This is a genomic window from Microbacterium oxydans, from assembly GCF_026559675.1.
GTDB classification, from domain to species: domain Bacteria; phylum Actinomycetota; class Actinomycetes; order Actinomycetales; family Microbacteriaceae; genus Microbacterium; species Microbacterium oxydans_D.
In genome coordinates this window covers 47,040-64,705 of sequence record NZ_CP092891.1, presented here as the reverse complement: position 1 = coordinate 64,705, position 17,666 = coordinate 47,040, and the positions used below count along the sequence as shown (strand labels likewise).

Annotated in this window: 17 protein-coding genes; 8 read left to right on the top strand and 9 right to left on the bottom strand. The window is 70.6% G+C overall.

The genetic code is table 11. The features are described 5' to 3' along the window. Window positions 1–10: 10 nt before the first annotated feature. Window positions 11–1,306 (bottom strand): MFS transporter, encoded by a 1,296-nt coding sequence (locus tag MME74_RS00335; protein WP_267416638.1) that lies wholly within the window; start codon window positions 1,304–1,306, stop codon window positions 11–13. Window positions 1,307–1,463: 157 nt separating this feature from the next. On the opposite strand from MME74_RS00335, the gene MME74_RS00330 reads away from it, so the two are divergent. Next, a complete protein-coding gene (locus tag MME74_RS00330; RefSeq protein ID WP_267416637.1) occupies window positions 1,464–2,375 on the top strand; it encodes a sugar-binding transcriptional regulator in 912 nt (303 codons plus the stop codon). 57 nt (window positions 2,376–2,432) lie between these two features. On the opposite strand, the gene MME74_RS00325 is transcribed toward MME74_RS00330, so the two are convergent. The 3 genes from MME74_RS00325 to MME74_RS00315 all read right to left on the bottom strand — a co-directional run bounded on the left by MME74_RS00325 (window position 2,433) and on the right by MME74_RS00315 (window position 6,590). Then, window positions 2,433–3,443, bottom strand: coding sequence for an NAD(P)-dependent oxidoreductase (locus tag MME74_RS00325; protein ID WP_267416636.1), 1,011 nt, complete (start codon window positions 3,441–3,443; stop codon window positions 2,433–2,435). 25 nt (window positions 3,444–3,468) lie between these two features. After that, the gene (locus MME74_RS00320; protein WP_267416635.1) at window positions 3,469–5,013 is read right to left on the bottom strand and encodes an FGGY-family carbohydrate kinase; all 1,545 of its coding nucleotides are present in this window, start codon (window positions 5,011–5,013) and stop codon (window positions 3,469–3,471) included. Between the two features lie 158 nt (window positions 5,014–5,171). Then, window positions 5,172–6,590, bottom strand: coding sequence for an MFS transporter (locus MME74_RS00315; protein WP_267416634.1), 1,419 nt, complete (start codon window positions 6,588–6,590; stop codon window positions 5,172–5,174). A gap of 111 nt (window positions 6,591–6,701) precedes the next feature. Here MME74_RS00315 and MME74_RS00310 point away from each other — a divergent pair, with 111 nt between their 5' ends. Beyond that, window positions 6,702–7,712 carry a LacI family DNA-binding transcriptional regulator gene (locus MME74_RS00310; RefSeq protein WP_267416633.1) on the top strand — a complete coding sequence of 337 codons (1,011 nt, stop codon included), beginning with the start codon at window positions 6,702–6,704 and terminating at the stop codon, window positions 7,710–7,712. Between the two features lie 3 nt (window positions 7,713–7,715). On the opposite strand, the gene MME74_RS00305 is transcribed toward MME74_RS00310, so the two are convergent. Continuing rightward, window positions 7,716–8,648 (bottom strand): nucleoside hydrolase, encoded by a 933-nt coding sequence (locus MME74_RS00305; protein WP_267416632.1) that lies wholly within the window; start codon window positions 8,646–8,648, stop codon window positions 7,716–7,718. A gap of 114 nt (window positions 8,649–8,762) precedes the next feature. On the opposite strand from MME74_RS00305, the gene MME74_RS00300 reads away from it, so the two are divergent. Further along, a complete protein-coding gene (locus MME74_RS00300; RefSeq protein WP_267416631.1) occupies window positions 8,763–9,611 on the top strand; it encodes a ribokinase in 849 nt (282 codons plus the stop codon). Between the two features lie 34 nt (window positions 9,612–9,645). Here MME74_RS00300 and MME74_RS00295 read toward each other — a convergent pair whose 3' ends face one another. Beyond that, on the bottom strand, window positions 9,646–10,215 hold the full coding sequence (locus tag MME74_RS00295) for a dihydrofolate reductase family protein (RefSeq protein ID WP_267416630.1): 570 nt from the start codon (window positions 10,213–10,215) through the stop codon (window positions 9,646–9,648). A 71-nt stretch (window positions 10,216–10,286) separates the two neighbouring features. Continuing rightward, complete coding sequence (locus MME74_RS00290) at window positions 10,287–10,862, bottom strand: histidine phosphatase family protein (RefSeq protein ID WP_267416629.1); 576 nt, start codon at window positions 10,860–10,862, stop codon at window positions 10,287–10,289. Between the two features lie 190 nt (window positions 10,863–11,052). Between MME74_RS00290 and MME74_RS00285 the strand changes: the two genes are divergently transcribed. Genes MME74_RS00285 through MME74_RS00270 form a run of 4 tightly spaced genes read left to right on the top strand, consistent with a single transcriptional unit; the run spans window position 11,053 to window position 14,976 of the window. Continuing rightward, window positions 11,053–12,096, top strand: a complete 1,044-nt coding sequence (locus MME74_RS00285; protein ID WP_267416628.1) for an iron-siderophore ABC transporter substrate-binding protein — start codon at window positions 11,053–11,055, stop codon at window positions 12,094–12,096. Further along, entirely contained in the window at window positions 12,093–13,118 is a 1,026-nt protein-coding gene (locus MME74_RS00280; protein ID WP_267416627.1) for a FecCD family ABC transporter permease, read from the top strand. Before MME74_RS00285 ends, MME74_RS00280 begins: the two co-directional genes overlap by 4 nt. After that, window positions 13,115–14,170 (top strand): FecCD family ABC transporter permease, encoded by a 1,056-nt coding sequence (locus MME74_RS00275; protein WP_267416626.1) that lies wholly within the window; start codon window positions 13,115–13,117, stop codon window positions 14,168–14,170. The genes MME74_RS00280 and MME74_RS00275 overlap by 4 nt, the downstream gene beginning before the upstream one ends. After that, the gene (locus MME74_RS00270) at window positions 14,167–14,976 is read left to right on the top strand and encodes an ABC transporter ATP-binding protein (protein WP_267416625.1); all 810 of its coding nucleotides are present in this window, start codon (window positions 14,167–14,169) and stop codon (window positions 14,974–14,976) included. The genes MME74_RS00275 and MME74_RS00270 overlap by 4 nt, the downstream gene beginning before the upstream one ends. A gap of 9 nt (window positions 14,977–14,985) precedes the next feature. Here the strand turns inward: MME74_RS00270 and MME74_RS00265 are convergent, their stop codons facing one another. Together MME74_RS00265 and MME74_RS00260 are read right to left on the bottom strand one after the other, a co-directional pair. Further along, entirely contained in the window at window positions 14,986–15,867 is an 882-nt protein-coding gene (locus MME74_RS00265) for a MurR/RpiR family transcriptional regulator (RefSeq protein ID WP_267416624.1), read from the bottom strand. A gap of 62 nt (window positions 15,868–15,929) precedes the next feature. Continuing rightward, window positions 15,930–16,568 (bottom strand): HD domain-containing protein, encoded by a 639-nt coding sequence (locus MME74_RS00260; protein ID WP_267416623.1) that lies wholly within the window; start codon window positions 16,566–16,568, stop codon window positions 15,930–15,932. A 114-nt stretch (window positions 16,569–16,682) separates the two neighbouring features. Between MME74_RS00260 and MME74_RS00255 the strand changes: the two genes are divergently transcribed. Then, complete coding sequence (locus tag MME74_RS00255) at window positions 16,683–17,666, top strand: GlxA family transcriptional regulator (RefSeq protein WP_267416619.1); 984 nt, start codon at window positions 16,683–16,685, stop codon at window positions 17,664–17,666.

Here is a 17,666-nt window from a genome sequence, read left to right as displayed (position 1 = left end):
TGAGGGGATGTCAGGCGCTGACGGCGGACGGAGCGGGGTTCGCCGTCACGACGTCACCCGCGTCCTTCGGCGCCTTCAGCAGGAACGTCAGGGCGAAGCCGACCAGGTAGAGCGAGGCGATGATCCAGACCGTGCCCTCGATGCCGACGGGTGCGGCGAGACCGGCGATGACCGGGCCGATGAACTGGCTGAGGCCGGCGCCGAGGTTCAGGATCGCGACCGCGGCGGCCTTGTTCTTCGGTGCGAGCAGCGGGACGATCGCGGACAGCGGCACGAACATGCCCAGCGCGAGGCCGTAGACGATGGCGATCGCGATCGTGATCCAGAAGTTCGGACCGATCAGCGTGGGGACGTAGAAGAGCGCGAGGACGGTGACGAAGCAGCCAATGCCGCCGGCCCAGGCCACGACGTTGACGCGGCCGATCCAGTCGGCGAGGTAGCCGGAGAGGAGGTTCGCGGCGACGTTCGCGGCGAGCATCGTGCCCCAGATGATCTGCCACTGGGCGAGGTCGAAGCCCACGTCACGGACCATGTACGTGGTGAGGAAGACGACGAACGCGTAGAAGGAGAGGGTGTTGATGATGCGGACCACGCCGCCGACGCCGACCTTCGGGTTGGTCGCGACGATGGTGAGGGAGCTGACGACGCCCTTGACGCTGTTCGCGACGGTTACCTTCTTCGTGACCGGGTTGCGCAGCAGCACCAGGACCATCAGTCCGCCGACCACCACGAACGCGAGCGCCATCCACAGCGTGGCCAGCTCTCCGATGATCGGGATGACCGCGCCGGCAAAGTAGGAGCTGAGCACGCCGAGGCCAAGCGTGGAGAAGAACCAGTACCAGCCGACGGCGCGACCCATCACGTTCTCGTCGGTGTCGATCGTGACCCACACCAGGAATCCGTAGGCGAACATCGGGTAGCCGAGCCCGCGGATGCCGAAGGCGAGGAGCATGATCTCGAAGTTGCCGCCCATCACGCCGAAGACGAGGAAGAGCACCTCGAAGACGACCCAGATGCCGAAGCCGAGCATCATGACGCGCTTGGGGCCCCACGCCTCGGCGAGCGCACCGCTCAGCCAGGCGGCGACCGCGACGACGATGCCGTACACCGACCACAGCAGGGCGATCTGGCTGCCGTCGAACCCGCGCTCGTCGAGGTACGGGGAGAGGAAGCCGGCCTCGATGCCGTCTCCGATCATGAAGATCGTCAGGGCGACGAAGCCCCAGGCGATGGGGCGGGAGATGCCCTGCGAACTGAGAAGGCGCGCGAAACGTCCTTCGACGGGAGGTGTTGCGGGGGTGACCATGGGTGTCTCCTCGTTGAGCGCGTAGAGATTTCGGGGTAGTGGTGTACATTTGTGCAGCGACGTGAACGAATGCCCATGGCCATCTTGGGCATGAGTCGCGCAATTGTCAAGCAGGGCGGACGGCGGCCGGACGAGGCGGCATGGGAGGATGTTCAGCATGCTGATGGGTCGCGTGGCGCGCATGTACTACGAGCTGGGGCTCACGCACCAGGAAATCGCCGACGCGCTCGGTCTGTCCCGTGTCCGGGTGACGAGGCTCCTCGCCGAGGCCCGCGACTCCGGCATGGTCGAGATCATCGTGCACGTGGAGGAATCGCTCTTCGCCGCCGAGGAGCAGGCCCTCCTCAACCGCTTCGGGCTGCGTCAGGCTTGGATCGCCCCGAGCGTCGACGACCCCGCGAAGGCGTCGAGGGCGATGGCCACGGTGGGCGCCGAGGCGCTCGCGAGCGTCATCGAGAAGGACACCACCGTCGCGATGGGTCTCTCCACCGCGGTGGCCGCCGTGGTGGAGGCGTTCCCGGCCCGCGCGCTGGGCGCCCGTTTCGTGCCGCTCACCGGGTCGAGCAGCGGACTCGCCCACGGCGCCAACCCGCACGAGCTGACCATCGCGCTCGCACAGCGGACGGACGGCTCGGCGTTCCACCTGCCGGCCCCGCTCGTCGCCGCGACACCGCAGGCCGCCGAGAGCGCCTACGCCGATCCGGGCGTGCGCGATGTGCTGGCGCGCGCCGCGGAGGCGACCACTCTGATCGCGGGCATCGGCAGCACCCACGACACCCGCGGACTCCTGTTCGGGTCGCTGAGCGAGAACGAGCGCACCGCACTCCTCGAAGCCGGCGCGATCGGCGACATCGGGGGTCGGTTCTTCGACGCCTCCGGAGCTCCGGTGCGCGGAGAGCTCGATGCACGCGTCGTCGGACTCGACCTCGACCAGCTCCGCGCCATCCCGCACCGCCTGGCGATCGCCGCGGGCGCGGCGAAGGTGGAGGCGGTGCGGGCGGCCCTCGCCAGCGGCATGGTCAACATGCTCGTCACCGACTCGAACACCGTCACCGCCCTGCTCAGCTGACGGCACGCGGGAGCGGACCGCGCGCCGGCGCGCGCGATCCGCCTCCCGGAGGACGTCCTAGCCCGCGGCGGCGAGCGCCTTCTCGTTCGCGGTGCCGGGGACCCGCTGACCGGCGAGCCAGGCGCGCAGAGCGGCGGCGGCGATGCGCGAGTGCTCGACGATGACGTCGTCGGATGCCCCCGCGATGTGCGGCGTCATCGTGACGTCGTCGAAGGTGAACAGCTCGTGGTCGCGGGGGAGCGGCTCCTCGTAGAAGACGTCGAATCCGGCGCCGGCGATCCGGTGCTCGCGCAGCACGGTCATCAGGGCCTGCTCGTCGATGATGGCCGCGCGGCCGGCGTTGATCAGGAACGCGTCGGGGCGCAGCAGCGCGAGCTCGCGCTCACCCAGCAGGCCCTCGGTCTCCGGCATCAGGGGCACGTGGACCGTGACGATGTCAGACGTGGAGAGCACCTCGTCGAGGGAGACCACGCTGGCCTCGTCGCCGAACGCATCCGGGGCGAGGAAGGGGTCGTACACCTTGACGGTCATGCCGAAGCCCCGGGCGCGGGAGACCATGCGGCGGCCGACGGCCCCGCCGCCGAGGACGCCGAGGGTGCGGCCGTCGAGGCCGATGGAGCGGAAGATCTCGTACGGCTCGAACACGTCGCGCTCGCTCCAGTTGCCCGCGCGCAGCCAGCGCTCGGACTCGCTCACCTTGCGCACGGTGGCCAGGAGCAGTGCGAAGCTCAGGTCGGCCGTGACGCCGGCGTTGCGACCGGGAGTGGTGAAGACGGGGATGCCGCGCGCCGTGCAGGCGTCGAGGTCGACGTTCGCCGGCTTGGCGCGGCACGACACGACGGCCTTGAGGTCGGGCGCCTTGGCGAGGGCCGCCTCGTCGACGACGTCGAGCTCGGCGATCACGACGTCCGCCGCAGCGAGCGACTCGTCGACCCCGCGGTCCGCGAGCGATCCGCCGTCCATGGTCGGGTCGACCAGCGTGACGTCGAAGGCGTCGGCGAGGGAGTCGGCGATCGCGGCGTCGAACGGAGCGGTGATGAGCACCTTCGGGCGGGACTGTTCAGTCATGTGTCTTCTTTCGAGGAGGAGATGGTCAGTGAGCGTGGGACGCCGAAGGATCCGCGTGGCCCGCGCTCTCGCGCAGGTGACGGAGTCCGGGCCAGTGCGGCCGCAGCGCGTCGCGCGTGGCGATGAAGAGGGAGTACGCCTCGTCATACAGGGCGACGCGTGCGGAGTCCGGGCGGAAGGTGGTGGTCGACGGCGTCAGGCGTCGCGAGGCGTCGTGGAGGTCGTCCGCCAGGCCGACCGCCGCCATCGCGAGCGTCGCGACTCCCCGGGCACCGACCTCGGGCTCGTCCTGGCGGACGATGTCGCGCGCCGTGACGTCGGCGAGGATCGCGCAGAGGAGGTCGGAGTCCGAGCCTCCGCCGCACACGAGGAGGGGGCCGTCGAGACCCAGCGCCTCGGTCGATTCGCGCAGGCTGAAGGCGAGGCCCTCGTACACGCTGCGCAGCAGCTGACCCGAGGTCGTGGTCACGCTCATGCCGAGCCAGGAGGCCGAGGCATCGGGCGCGAAGAAGGGCGCCCGTTCCCCGCTCGGCGCGCCGTAGGGGAGGTAGATGACCCCACCGCTCCCGGGAGGCACGGCGACGGCCTGCTTCTCGACGACGACCCAGTCCTCGTCGTCGAGGCCCAGCGTGGCGCGCACCCAGTCGAGGTTGGGGGTTCCGGTCATCGGCGCCATCGATTCCAGCACCTGGCTGCCGCGACCGGTGGCCAGGACGATGCTCGACTCGGTGCGCACGTCCGCACGCGACGCGTGGTTGATGCCGACGAGGCTCGTGGTGCCGAGGATGGCGTAGCCGCGGCCGTCGTCGAGGACGCCGAGTCCCACACCGGCAGCCGCGGTGTCCACCACGCCGACGACGACGGGCAGACCTTCGGGCAGGCCCAGAGCCGCCGCCACGTGGGGGTCGACCGGTCCGGCGATCTGCTGCGGGTCGAGCACCTCGGGGAGCAGGTCGCGCACGTGCTCCTGTCCGAGCGCGGCGAAGAGTCCGTCGGCGTACGCTCCCGTGCCGGTGTGGAGGTAGGTGCGAGACGCCTCGCTCGGATCGGTCGCGCGGCGACCCGTGAGCTTGAAGCGCAGCCAGTCCTTGCAGTTGAGCTGGGTGGCGGCGCAGTCGCGGAGGCTCGGGTCGGCGGCCATCAGCTCGTCGACGAGGATCGGCAGCGCGCCGGCGAACAGGGGCGAGCCGGTGGCCTCGTGCACGGCGTCGGCGCGTCCGTCGCCCAGCCAGTCGTCCAGTCGCGCGTGGGCGCGTCCGTCCAACCAGAGCGCGGCGGGGCCTGCCGGCCGTCCGTCGGCGTCGACGAGCCAGGCGCCGTCACCCTGGCCGGTCACGCCGAGCGCCACGATCTCGGCATCGCCGATCTCCTCGACGACCGCCGTGATGGTGGATGCCGCGGCATCCCAGATGTGATCCATGTCGGCTTCGGCGCGGCCGTCGTCCGAGCGCTGGACGCGGACGCTCGAGCGGGACACGCTCGCGATGCGGCCGTCGAGGTCGAACGCGACGGTCTTCACCGAGGTGGTCCCGGCGTCGACGCCGAGGATGATGCGAGTGCGGCTCTGCACACTGAACTCCGAACAATAGTGCGGGCTGGTGATCTATTGTTCAGTATAGCTCGCTGACCTGAGAGCGCAACGAGACGGCATCCGGGTCGGGCGGCCACGACGAGGAACGCCCTCCCGACCCGGATCGGATCGGAAGGGCGCTCACCCGTCGGGGGACGCTATCGCGACAGCTCCGCGTGTACGGGCTTCGGGATGAAGAGCGAGAAGACCAGCGCTCCGACGAGCACGACGGCACCCGTGATGAGGGCGGCGACATAGCCCGCTGCCGCGTCACCCGACGCCGCGGCGAACGACGTCTGTGCGGCATAGATGATGACGAAGCTCAGCCCCGCGCCGAGATTGATGGCGCCCGTGTTCAAGCCGGGAAGCGAACCGGGACGCTCCTTCGGGGACAGCACGACGCCGAGACCGTTGAGCATGATGTTGCCGATGCCCGCGTAGGTGATGCCGACGGCGACCGAGAGCAGCAGCAGCACGAGCCGCGAAGAGGTGTCGACGTTCGCCACCATGAGCCCGAGCACGACGACCGTGCCACCCAGGCCGATCCGCAGCATCGTGCGGTACCCGAGGGTGGCGGCGAGTCGGCCGCTGAGGGGACCCATGAGCAGTCCGGCGAGCGCGTACGGCATCAGGATCCAGAGGGACACCTCTTCCGCGCTCATGGCGAGGCCCATCGCCGAGTCCTGCGCCAGCGCCGGGACCACGCCGTTCATGACCGCGAAGATCCCCGAGAGGGTGAGGAGCGAGGTCGCAGCCAGCGCCCAGGTCGAGCGCTGCCGCAGCTGCGTCGTCGAGACGAGAGGATCGCGGATCGTGCCCTGGAGCTTCCAGAAGGAGAGGAAGGAAACGATCGCCACGACCGCGAGGACGACGACGAGCACCACATCCGCATCCGCCAGCCGGCCCAGCTCGTTCACCGCGACGAGCATCGAGCCCACCGACACCACCAGCAGGAGCGCGCCCCACCAGTCCATTCGCGGCCGGTCGTCGGCCATGGTCTCGGGGGCGAGGGAGCGCACCACGAGGGCGGCGACCACGGCGACGCCCGCCATCGTCCAGAAGATCGAGGCGAATCCGTGGTTGGTCGCAAGATACCCGCCGAGCAGCGCGTCACCGCCGGCGATCCCCCCGTTGACCGCCGTCACGACGCCCAGCAGCGTGCCGTAGGCCTTCGGGTCCTTCACTTGTGCGCGCAGCATGATCAGGCACAGCGGGACCACCGGGCCGGACACGCCCTGGATGAGACGGCCGATGAAGAGCATGGGGACGTTGGTCGCCAGCGCCGCGACGACACAGCCCACCGCCATCACCAGCAGCATCCCGACCAGCACGCGCCGCCGACCGATCAGATCTCCCAGGCGCGGGAGGAACAGGGTGAACAGCGCAGCAGCCGTGAAGAAGACGGTCTGGGTCGCCGCGATCTCGGTCGACGTCGCCGCGAGCTCCCGCTCCATCGTCACGAGAGCCGGGCTCAGCATGCTGGCGTTCAGCTGGAACGCGAGGCACGCGGCGAGGAGCGCGATCATCAGGGGCACCACGCTCGATCGGGTGCGGACCGCTTCTGCTTGTCTGGTCATAACTCACTTCTTCGTGTTGATTCGTTGGCTGGCGGTGTGCGTAATCCTTTACGCACGCCCTATCTTTGAGTCGTGGTGTCGCCGACGGCACCGGTGGAGATCGAGGTCGTTGTGAAGAGAGCGTCAGTCACGCTGCACGAGGTGGCCGCCGCTGCCGGAGTGTCCATCGCGACGGTCTCACGGGCCCTGAACGGCAAGGACCGCGTCTCGTCACGCACGGCCGAGCACGTCGCCGAGGTGGCCGAACGACTCGGATACCGGGTGAACCTCATCGGGCGCGGCCTGCGGGCCGGCACCGGGGCCACCATCGGCGTCGTCGTCCCCGTCATCAGCAACCCCTTCTACGGTGAGCTCATCCACCGCCTCGAGGACCATCTGCAGCGCCGCGGGTTCGACCTCGTCATCGCCGACTCCCACGGCGACGTCGAGCGCGAGAGCGACCGGCTGCGCATGCTGGTCGAGAGACGGGTCGAAGGCGTGTTCGTCGTCCCGTCGGATGCCGAGCTCTCCTTCGACGCGGTCGCCGACACCGCCCGCCGGGTTCCCCTCGTGCAGCTCGACCGTCACGTGCTCGACCTCCCGGCCGACTTCATCGGCGTGGACAACGACGAGGGCATCGAGCTCGCGGTCGCGCACGTGGTCTCCCGCGGGGCCGAGCGGGTCGTCCTGGTCTCGGGCAACGACGTGACCTCGGTCGGGCGCGAACGACGGGCGGCGTTCGAGGCGACCGTGCGCACGCGGTCCCTGCCGCAGGAGGTGAACGTCTTCGGGGAGTACCTGCTGGAGTTCGGTGAGAGCGCGGTGCGGACGCTGTTGGCCCGCGGCCCCCTCCCCGACGCGATCGTGGCGGGAGACGACCTGGTGGCCGCCGGTGTCATCGCCGCGCTGAAGCGCGCCGGCACGCGCGTGCCCGAAGACGTGCAGGTGACCGGCTTCGACGGCACCATGCTGGCGGATGTCTGCGAGCCGAGGCTGACGACCGTGGTGCAGCCCTTCGACGACCTCGCGCGAGAAGCCACCGAGGCGCTGGTGCGGAGGATGGACGACCCCGACTCGCCGTACGTGCTCCGCCGCCTCGCGCCGAGCCTCAGAGTGGCCGAGTCCACGTCGCCCGCCCCCTGAGCGTCAGGCCAGTGCGCCGACAGCATCGGTCACCAGGTCCCAGAACCGCTCCACGTCGAGAGTGATCGCGACGTCGGCGTTCGGCTCCTTTCCCAGCATGTCGTGGAGATCGACGCAGGTCGCTCCGGCGGTGAACTCGCCCGCCGTCTCGATGTCGACGTGGGTGCGCTGAACCGTTGCGACCGCACGGTCGATCGCGATCGCGACGGTGATGGGGTCGTGGAGCGGCCCCTCCGGCATGCCTTCCGCCTTCTCGTAGGTGCTGCAGAAGAAGCGCAGCAGCTCGATGCCGAACGCCGAGGTCGTGTTCCCGACGGCGGCGATCCGCTGGATCACGCCTTCGGTGATCAGGGCCTGGTGCGAGATGTTGAGCCCCACCATGGTCAGGGGCACGCCCGAGGCGAACACCACCGCGGCAGCTTCCGGATCAGCCCACGCGTTGAACTCCGGGTACGCGCCGACGTTCCCCCGACCGGTCGAGCCACCCATCCAGATGATCTCCTTGATCTGCTCCTTCACGTCGGGGTGCTCCTGGAGGAGGAGTGCGATGTTGGTGAGCGGGCCCGTGGGGATCACGGTGATCGGCTCGGACGACGCCGCGAGCGTGTCGGCCAGGAACCGCACGGCAGGACGGGAGTCCAGGGGGACCGTGGGCTCCGGCAGGACCGGGCCGCCGAGAGCGTTGTCGCCGTGGATCCACGAACCGGGGGTCAGCTCGCGGGTGAGCGGCTTCGCTGCGCCCGCTGCGACGGGGACGTCCGTGACCCCCGCGACGGTGAGGGCGATGCGCGCGTTGCGGGTGGTGTGCTCGAGGTAGCCGTTGCCCCCGACGGTGGTCACACCGCGGAGGTCGATGGCGTCGTTTCCGGCCGCGAGCCAGATGGCGAAGACGTCGTCGTGGCCGGGATCGCAGTCGAGAAGGACGGGGATGGTCATGGTGCTCCTTTGCATTCGCGTGTGCGTAAACGTTTACACTTTCTTTGAGGAACGTCAAGTCGACAGGTGCGCCGGCGTTCCACCCCTGACCGCCACGACTCGAAAGCAGCTCTCATGGCTCCCTCGCCCCTTCCTTCCGTCGTCGTCGTCGGAAGCGCGAACGTCGACATCACGGCGTTCGTCGATCGCCTCCCCACCGCCGGCGAGACCGTGGCGGGTGGACGGCTGTCCCGCGACCTCGGCGGCAAGGGGGCGAATCAGGCGGTCGCCGCCGCGAAGCTGGGCGGACGGGTGCGGATGGTCGGCGCCGTCGGCGCCGACTCCGACGGCGCCTGGACACGTGCGGAGCTCGACCGAGCCGGCGTGGACACGACCGCCCTTCGCACGGTCGACACCCCCACCGGAACCGCCCTGATCGTCGTGGACGCCGACGCCGAGAACCAGATCGCCGTCTGCTCAGGGGCCAACGACCACGTGTCTCTGGACGGCGTGACCTTCTCCGCCGACGAAGCCGTGCTCATGCAGCTGGAGATCGCGCTGTCCGTGGTGCAGGAGGTCGCCGCCACGGCTGAGGGCTTCCTCGCCGTCAACGCCGCTCCCGCCCGCCCCCTGCCGGTCGAGCTGCTTCGCCGGGTCGACCTGTTCATCGTGAACGAGACCGAGCGGGAGCTCATGCCCGAGCTCGCCGAGGCCGCGCTCGTCGCGGTGACCTACGGGGCCGCCGGGGCTGCCCTGTATCGCCGCGGCGAGGAGATCGCCCGCGCGGAAGGCGTTCCCGCCGAGGCGGTCAACACGGTCGGGGCCGGCGACGCGTTCTGCGCCGCACTCGTGCTCGCCCTGCGCTCCGGCCACACGCCCGTCGACGCCCTCGCGGCCGCCTGCGCTGTCGGATCGGCCGCGGTGTCGCACCTCTCATCCCAGCCGCCGTTCGAGCACCTGGACCGCTACCTGCCCCGTCGATAGCCGGATCGACCCGCCCGACAGCCCTCCGGCGGCGTCAGACCGCGGACGATGCGGGACGGAATCGCATCGCGACCGCTCCGGACCGGAACTCCCGGCGCTCCACGAGCTCGAGCCGTATGCTCTCGCGCAGGCCGTCGAGCAGCCTCGGTCCCCGACCCGCGAGAACGGGCTGCACGAGGAACTCGTACTCGTCGATCAGCCCCAGATCGGCCAACGCCGACGGCAGAGTCACACCGCCCACCCAGAGCGCTTCGCCCGGCTCCTCCTTGAGCCGCCGGACCTCCTGCTCCAGGTCGCCGCGCACCAGCTCGGCGTTCCAGTCGACCGCCTCCAGCGTGCGGGAGACGACGTGCTTCCTCGCCCGGTCGATCGCCTCGCCGAACGGGATCTCCCACTCGTCCATCCAGTCCGGCCATACCCCCGAAGCGGGCCGTCGCCAGGCCGACTCCATCATCTCGTAGGTCGTCCTGCCGAAGAGGAGCGCGTCCGCCCGCTCCATCTCCGCGGTCCAGTACCGCATCGACTCCTCATCCGGCGGGAGTCCCGCCTCGTGATGACAGCAGCCGTCGAGCGTGACGTTGATCGAGTATCGGAGTGTTCTCATGCCGTCGCTCTCCTTTGACACGTGCGGCGTCGTCGTTCCGCTCGGTGCGGCGATGATACTCGCGGCCGCGGTCAGGGCACCAGGCCCGGCGACGTCGTCCCGGTCAGCGCCCATCCATCGCCGAACGCCGTCAGCACCGTCGCCGATCCGTTGCCGACGAAACCGGGGTCGCTTCCGGTCACCGCCTCGACCAGCGCTCGGATGACCACGACGTGCGAGACGACGATGGTGCTGCGCCGCTGGAGCACGATCCGATCCCAGGCCCGATAGGCGCGCACCTTCACGGCAGGAAGCGGCTCACCCCCGGGGTAGTTCCGGTCGGGCCAGCGAACCATCGCCTCCTCGCGGTCCACCCCTTCCGCCGCTCCGAAGGACTGCTCGATGAGATCATCGATCGATTCCTCCACCGAGAGCCCCGTCGCATCGCCGATCGCCTCCGCCGTCTGACGCGCCCGCACGAGCGGGGAGGCGACGAGCCGATCCCACTCCCGTACTGCAGCGAGCTCGCTCCCCACGCCTCGGGCCTGGTGCCGACCGACCGGACTCAGGGGACGATCGACACGTCCTTGGAACAGATTCCGGGCGTTCCAGTCGGTCTCACCATGACGGACCAAAGCGATCTGCAGGGGCGGGGTCGAGAATGGCATGCCGCGAGCTTACACATCAATTAGTGCACGAAATGAATCAGGGCATGGCCGCACCCGGGCGCAGAGAACCCGCCCGCCGGCAGCCGATCCGTTCACGACAGAACTGTCGTGTACGCTTCTTCTTAGGCGAGCCTTCCCTAATGCTCCGATGCCTGCCCTCCCCTCCGCTCAACGTGAAACGAGTGTGCTCATGCCCCGCATCGCCCCCTGGCCCCTCGCCCTGCTCGTGGTCGCCGCCGTCGCCCTCTCCGGATGCGCCCCGGCCACCTCGGGCGCGGGCAGCAACCAGTCGAACGTCGCGACCGGGCAGGAGGGTTTCCAGGACGTCCGCGCCCTGGCGGCCGAGCTGGGGACGGATGCCGCACCCGGCGAGTTCCCGCGGACGATCCGCAACATCGTCGCCAACGGCACGGTCGGTGAGACCGAGATCCCGGCCAAGCCGCAGCGCGTGATCGTGCTCGACACAGGTGAACTCGACAACATGGTCGCCCTCGGCATCGAGCCCATCGGCATCGCCCACCCGGCCGACACCGGCATGGCCCCCGACTACCTCGAGGTGGGCGACGCCGTCGACCTGGGCCCCTACGACGCGCTCGACCTCGAGCAGATCAAGAACCTCGACCCGGATCTGATCCTCGGCACGTCGCTGCGCATCGACGACGACGGCCTGAAGAAGAAGCTGCAGGACATCGCGCCGACCGTGCTGTCTCCCCGCCCCGGCGTGCTGTGGAAGGAGAACTTCCTCCTCAACGCGGCTGCGGTCGGCGAGGAGGAGCAGGCGCAGAAGCTCCTCGACGCGTATGAGGAGCGCGCGGCCGCGGTCGGCGACGACGTCGTCGAGGCGAACGAGGGCGTCGCGCCCACGGTGTCGATGCTGCGCTTCATGGCAGGACGGATCCGGCTCTACGGCAACGACTCCTTCATCGGGACCATCCTCGCGGATGCCGGACTGCCGCGACCGAAGACCGAGGACGTGAACGAGCTCGCGGTCGAGATCTCGGCCGAGGAGATCACCAAGGCCGAGGGCGACTGGCTGCTGTGGGGAACCTACGGGAAGCCGGACGCCACCGAGCAGGCGACCGTCGTCGACGGGCCGCTCTGGAGCAAGGTGAAGGCGGTCGCCGACGGCGGCGTCGTCCGCGAGGTCAACGACGGCACCTGGTACCTCGGACTCGGCGTCGAGGGCGCGCAGCTCGTGCTCGACGACCTGGAAGCCATCGCCGCCGAACGGTGAGCACCGCACCACGCACGCGCACACGCCGCGCCCCGCTGACGATCCTGGTCGGCGCGGGCGTGGCGCTGCTCGTCGTGGTCGTGCTACTGAGCCTGCTCATCGGCTCCCGGGTCCTGTCGCCCGTCGAGACGTTCGGCGGGCTGTTCGGCCACGACCCGGTCGCGGCCGCCGTGATCTGGGAGCTCCGGCTGCCGCGTACCCTCCTGGGCCTGCTCGTGGGCGCCGCACTCGGTGTCGCCGGCGCATTGGCGCAGTCCGTGACCCGGAACCCGCTCGCCGACCCCGGTTTGCTGGGCATCTCGTCGGGTGCGGCCGTCGCCGTCGTCGTCGGTGGTGCGTTCCTCGGGTTGGGCGCCGGCACGCCCCGCGTCCTGCTCGCGCTGGTGGGCGCGGCGCTCGCGACCGTCGCCGTCTACACCTTCGCACGCCGTTCGCCGGAGGGCCTGACGCCGGCCAACATGACCCTGGCCGGCATGGCCCTGACGGCGTTCCTCGGGGCCGTCGTGTCGGCGACCGTGCTGCTGAGCGCCTCGACCATGGACCAGTACCGGTTCTGGGTCGTTGGGGCACTGAGCATCCCCGACCCGCAGACCCTCGTCCCTGCCGCGCTGATCGCCGCGGTCGGCGCCGTCGTCGCGGCATCCGTGTCCGGCTCGCTGAACACCCTCGCACTCGGTGACGACACGGCCTCCGCCCTCGGCGTCAACGTGCTGCGCACGCGGATCTCGACGGGAGCGGCCGTGGTCCTCCTCTCCGGCACGGCCGTGGCCCTGGCCGGCCCCATCGCGTTCGTCGGCCTGGTCATCCCGCACATGGCACGCGCGCTCGTGGGGAACGACGTGCGTCGGATGCTGGTCCTCTCGGCCGTGCTCGGGCCGCTCCTCCTGCTGTCCGCAGACATCATCGGCCGACTGATCGTGCGCCCGTCCGAACTGCAGGTCGGCGTGGTCACGGCGATCCTCGGCACCCCGTTCTTCATCTGGCTGACCTGGCGGACGCGCAGCAAGGGACTCGCCCGATGACCGCCGCGATCACCCCGGGCATCCGCGCGATCCTGCCCCGCCCGCGCCCCCGTCGCCGCGTCGTGATCGCGGTGGTGACGACGGCCGTGCTCCTCCTGCTGGCATGCGTGATCGCCCTCAGCCTCGGCGATCGGGCCACCGCGCCGGCCGCGCTCTGGGAGGCTCTGCAGGGGCGCGGCGAAGAGAACACGGTCTATGCCGTCCTCGAGGTCCGGCTGCCGCGCGTGGTGCTCGCCCTCGTGGTCGGAGCGGCGTTCGGGATCGCCGGGGGACTCAGCCAGAGCGTGCTGCGCAACCCGCTCGCAAGCCCCGACGTCCTGGGCATCGGCGCCGGCGCGTCCACCGCGGTGGTCGCCGTGATCGCGATCGGCTCGCTCGGCGGCCCCGTCGGAGCGGTGCCGATCCCCCTGGCCGCGCTGGCGGGTGGCCTGGTGGCCGCGACGCTGATCGCTCTGCTCGCGCGGGACCGCTCCCTGCGAGGGCGGCGCATCCTGTTGATCGGGATCGCCATGTCCACCGCCCTCACCGGGGTGACGCAGTACCTCCTCACCCGCATCGACGTGTACGACGCGCAGCGCTCCGCGGTCTGGCTCACCGGCAGCCTCAACGCCCGCGGATGGGACGACGCTCTCCCCGTCGCGCTCGGCCTGGCGGTGCTCCTCCCGCTCACCCTCGTGCTCGCCCACACCGGTCGGGCCCTGATCTTCGACGACGACGTGGCGTCCGGATGGGGCGTGCGCACCGGACGCATGCGCGTCGTTCTCCTGATCATCTCCGTGTGCCTGGCCGCCCTGGCGACGTCGGCCGCGGGACCGGTCGCGTTCGTCGCGCTGGTGTCGGGCCAGGTCGCACGACGCGTCGGCGCGGTGCCCGACATCCCCCCGCTCCTCTCCGGCCTCACCGGTGCGCTCCTCGTGCTGGTGGCCGACACGGTCGCCCGCACCGCGCTGCCCTTCCAACTCCCCGTGGGGGTGCTGACCGCCCTCGTCGGCGCACCGTACCTCCTCTATCTGCTCCAGCGGCGCCGCCGAACGAACGGATCAACGCCATGACCCCCTCCCTGCCCACCCCGTCGCGCCTGCGCGCGGAGCACGTCACGCTCTCATACGGCACGCGCGACGTCGTGACCGATCTGTCGCTCGCCATCCCGGACGGCAAGGTCACCGTGATCGTCGGCGCGAACGCGTGCGGCAAGTCCACCCTGCTGCGCGGACTGGCCCGGCTGCTCGCTCCGACCTCGGGCACGGTGCTGCTCGATGGGAAGTCGATCTCCGAGCAGCCCTCACGCCACGTCGCCCGCACCCTGGGCATGCTGCCGCAGTCGCCGCTCGCGCCGGAGGGCATCACGGTGCGCGACCTCGTGGCCCGCGGGCGTCATCCGCACCAGAACTGGTGGCAGCAGTGGGGCGACGAGGACACCGTCATCGTCGACGATGCCCTGCGGGCGACCGACACGCTCGAGCTCGCCGACCGCGACGTCGACGAGCTCTCCGGCGGACAGCGGCAGCGCGCCTGGATCGCCATGGCCGTGGCGCAGAACACCGACCTGCTGCTGCTCGACGAGCCGACCACCTACCTCGACATCGCGCATCAGCTGGAGGTGCTCGAACTGGTGTCGACGCTCAACCGCGAACACGGGCGCACCGTCGTCATGGTCCTCCACGATCTCAACCTCGCCTGTCGCTACGCCCACCACATCGTCGCGATGCGCGACGGCGTGATCGTCGCCGAGGGCGTTCCGGCGGAGATCGTGACGCCCGAGCTGCTGCGCGACGTGTTCCGCGTCGAGGGCACCGTCGTCGTCGACCCGGTCACCGCGGCGCCGGTCGTGCTGGCCCATCGGATCGCCGCGGACTGAGGAGTCGGATCAGCTCTCTTCGCTGCCGGTCAACACGTGGCGGAGCTCGTCCAGCCGCTGATGGGCAGCCGCCGAACGGGCCGGGTCCGACGCGGCGACCACGGCCGTCAGCAGCTCCGCCAGCTGCACCGCGGCGATGGTCCATCGCGCCAACTCCGAGGCGGTGCCCACGCACGGCAGCACGGCGGAGACCCGCGAACCGTGCTGCGCGGCCAGCTGGGTGCCGCACACGAGCACCACGGGGACATCGGCCCGCTGTGCCCAGTCCAGCAGTGTCGTGAGCTCCGGCATCGGACGTGCCGCGTGGAAGACCACGAGCGCATCACCGGGTCGGATCGAGAGCAGCTCGGCCGCCAGATCGAACCCCGCGGCCCTCGTCCACCGGGACGGATGCCCCGCCCGCGCCAGCTGATCCGCAAGATGCAGAGCGGCCGCGCCGGAGGTGCCGACGCCGACCGCCCACACCGTGCCCGCATCCCGGATCACCGCGGCCGCGCGCTCCAGCTGATCCGCCTCGACGAGCTGGGCGTTGTCCTCCAGCAGATCGCGCATCGCATCGTGGAAGGCCCCCGCGATCGCCCCGGCCTCATCACCGACGACGTTCACCTGCGTGTCGAGGCGCTCGGAGCGCGAGGTCTCGATCCGGCGCGGACGGCTGGCGATGCGCTTGAGCTCGGGCAGTCCGGTGAAGCCGAGGCTGCGCGCCGCCCGCGTCACGCTCGCATCGCTCGTCCCGGTCGCCGCGGCGATCTGATTCGCCCGCAGGAACGGCAGCTCGTCGAGCTCGACGTCGGCGAGGTACTCGGCGATGGTCCGCTCCACCCGCGACAGCGACCGTCCGTGCGCCCGCAGTCGCTCGCGCAGCAGCTCGCTGCCGGTGTATGCACCCATCAACCGTCCCCGCCCTTCCCCGCCAGCGTATCCGTCGGCGGGGGAAGGGTCGGGAACGGGCGTCACTCCTCCCAGTCGCTCCCGCGGATGATCTCGACGAAGTCCTCACGGCGGTAGCCGGGCAGGTAGTGGGCGAGGACGTCGGCGTTCACGTTCCCGAATGTGCTCGCGGGGCGGTGCACGTTGCCGTCGGCGAAGGCCTGCAGGATGCGGCTCTTGAAGTCGGGGCGCGGGTGGGCTGCGGTCACCGCCTGCCGCTCGGCGTCGGTCACCTCGTGGTACCAGATGCCGAGCACGTCGGTCTCCACGCCGGCCGTGACGAGGGCGACCTCCGGCGCCATGAACTCGGGGACTCCGGGGGTGGTGTGCAGGGCGATGCCCGTCCAGACCTTCTCCGCGGCGGCGGGGGCCACCTCACGCTCGACGAGGAAGGCACGTGCGGCATTCGCGCCGTCGACCTCGAAGCGGAGCGGGGAATCGCGGAAGTCGTCGGTCAGGCCGAGGTCGTGGAACATGGCCCCGGCGTAGAGCAGCTCGAGGTCGACCGACAGGTCACGGCGTTCGCCCATCAGCGCCCCGAACAGGAACACGCGACGGGAGTGATGGAAGAGGAGGTCGTCCTCCTGGGTACGGATGTAGTCGGTGATGTCGCGCACCAGGGCGGTGTCGGGGATGGTGATCCCGGCGATGGTCTCGGTCATGGTGCTTCTCCTCAGGGGGTCGAAGGGGGGGCTGACACCAGCCTCGCTGCGCCCGCCTCGGAGCAGGCACGTCCACATCGACAACGTGTCCACAGATCCGGACATACTGGGAACATGGGCATTCACCGGGTCGTCTTCCTCGTCTTCGACGGGGTGAAGCAGCTGGACGTGTCCGGACCCGCCGAGGTCTTCGCCGAGGCCTCCCGGTGGGGCGCGACCTACGAACTGTCCTACGTGTCCCCGGACGGGCGTCCGGTGCGCACGTCCACGGGCATGCAGCTGCTGGTGGACGGCACGGCGAGAGACGTCGCGGAAGCCGACACCGTCGTCATCCCCGGCGCGGATGCCCTGCCGACCGCGCCCCTTCCGGAGGAGCTGCGCGCAGCCACGCGGCATCTGCTCCGCACGGCGGAGCGGGTCGCGTCGATCTGCACGGGTGCGTTCCTGCTCGCCGCCGTCGGGGCGCTCGACGGTCGACGGGCCACGACCCACTGGGCGCACACCGCGCTCCTGGCCCGCCTCTCCCCGGCGACGGAGGTGGTGGCGGACGCGCTCTTCGTCCGCGACGGGAGTCTGCACACGTCCGCAGGGGTCTCGGCCGGCATCGACCTCGCCCTCTCGCTGACGGAGGAGGACCACGGCGCAGACCTCGCCCGCACCGTGGCACAGCAGCTGGTGCTGTTCATGCGGCGCCCCGGCGGACAGTCGCAGTTCTCCGCGCTGCTCCAGACCTCCCCGGGCACGCACGAGAGCGTGCGGCGGGTCGTCGACGCCGTGCTGACCCATCCGGATGCCGCGTACGACCTGCAGAGCCTCGCCCGACTCGGCGGCGTGAGCGCGCGTCATCTCGCCCGGCTGTTCGGGGCGGAAGTGGGGATGTCACCGGTCCAGTTCGTCGAGCAGACGCGTCTCGAGACGGCCAAGGCCCTGCTGCTGCGCGGCGAGTCGGTCGCGGTCGCCGCGCGGAAGGCGGGGTTCTCCCATCCGGAGACCATGCGGCGCGCGTTCACCCACCGGCTCGGCATGCCCCCGAGCGCGTATCAGCAGCGGTTCGCGACCGCCCTGCGCCCCGCTCCGGGCGGGACCGCCACGCATTAG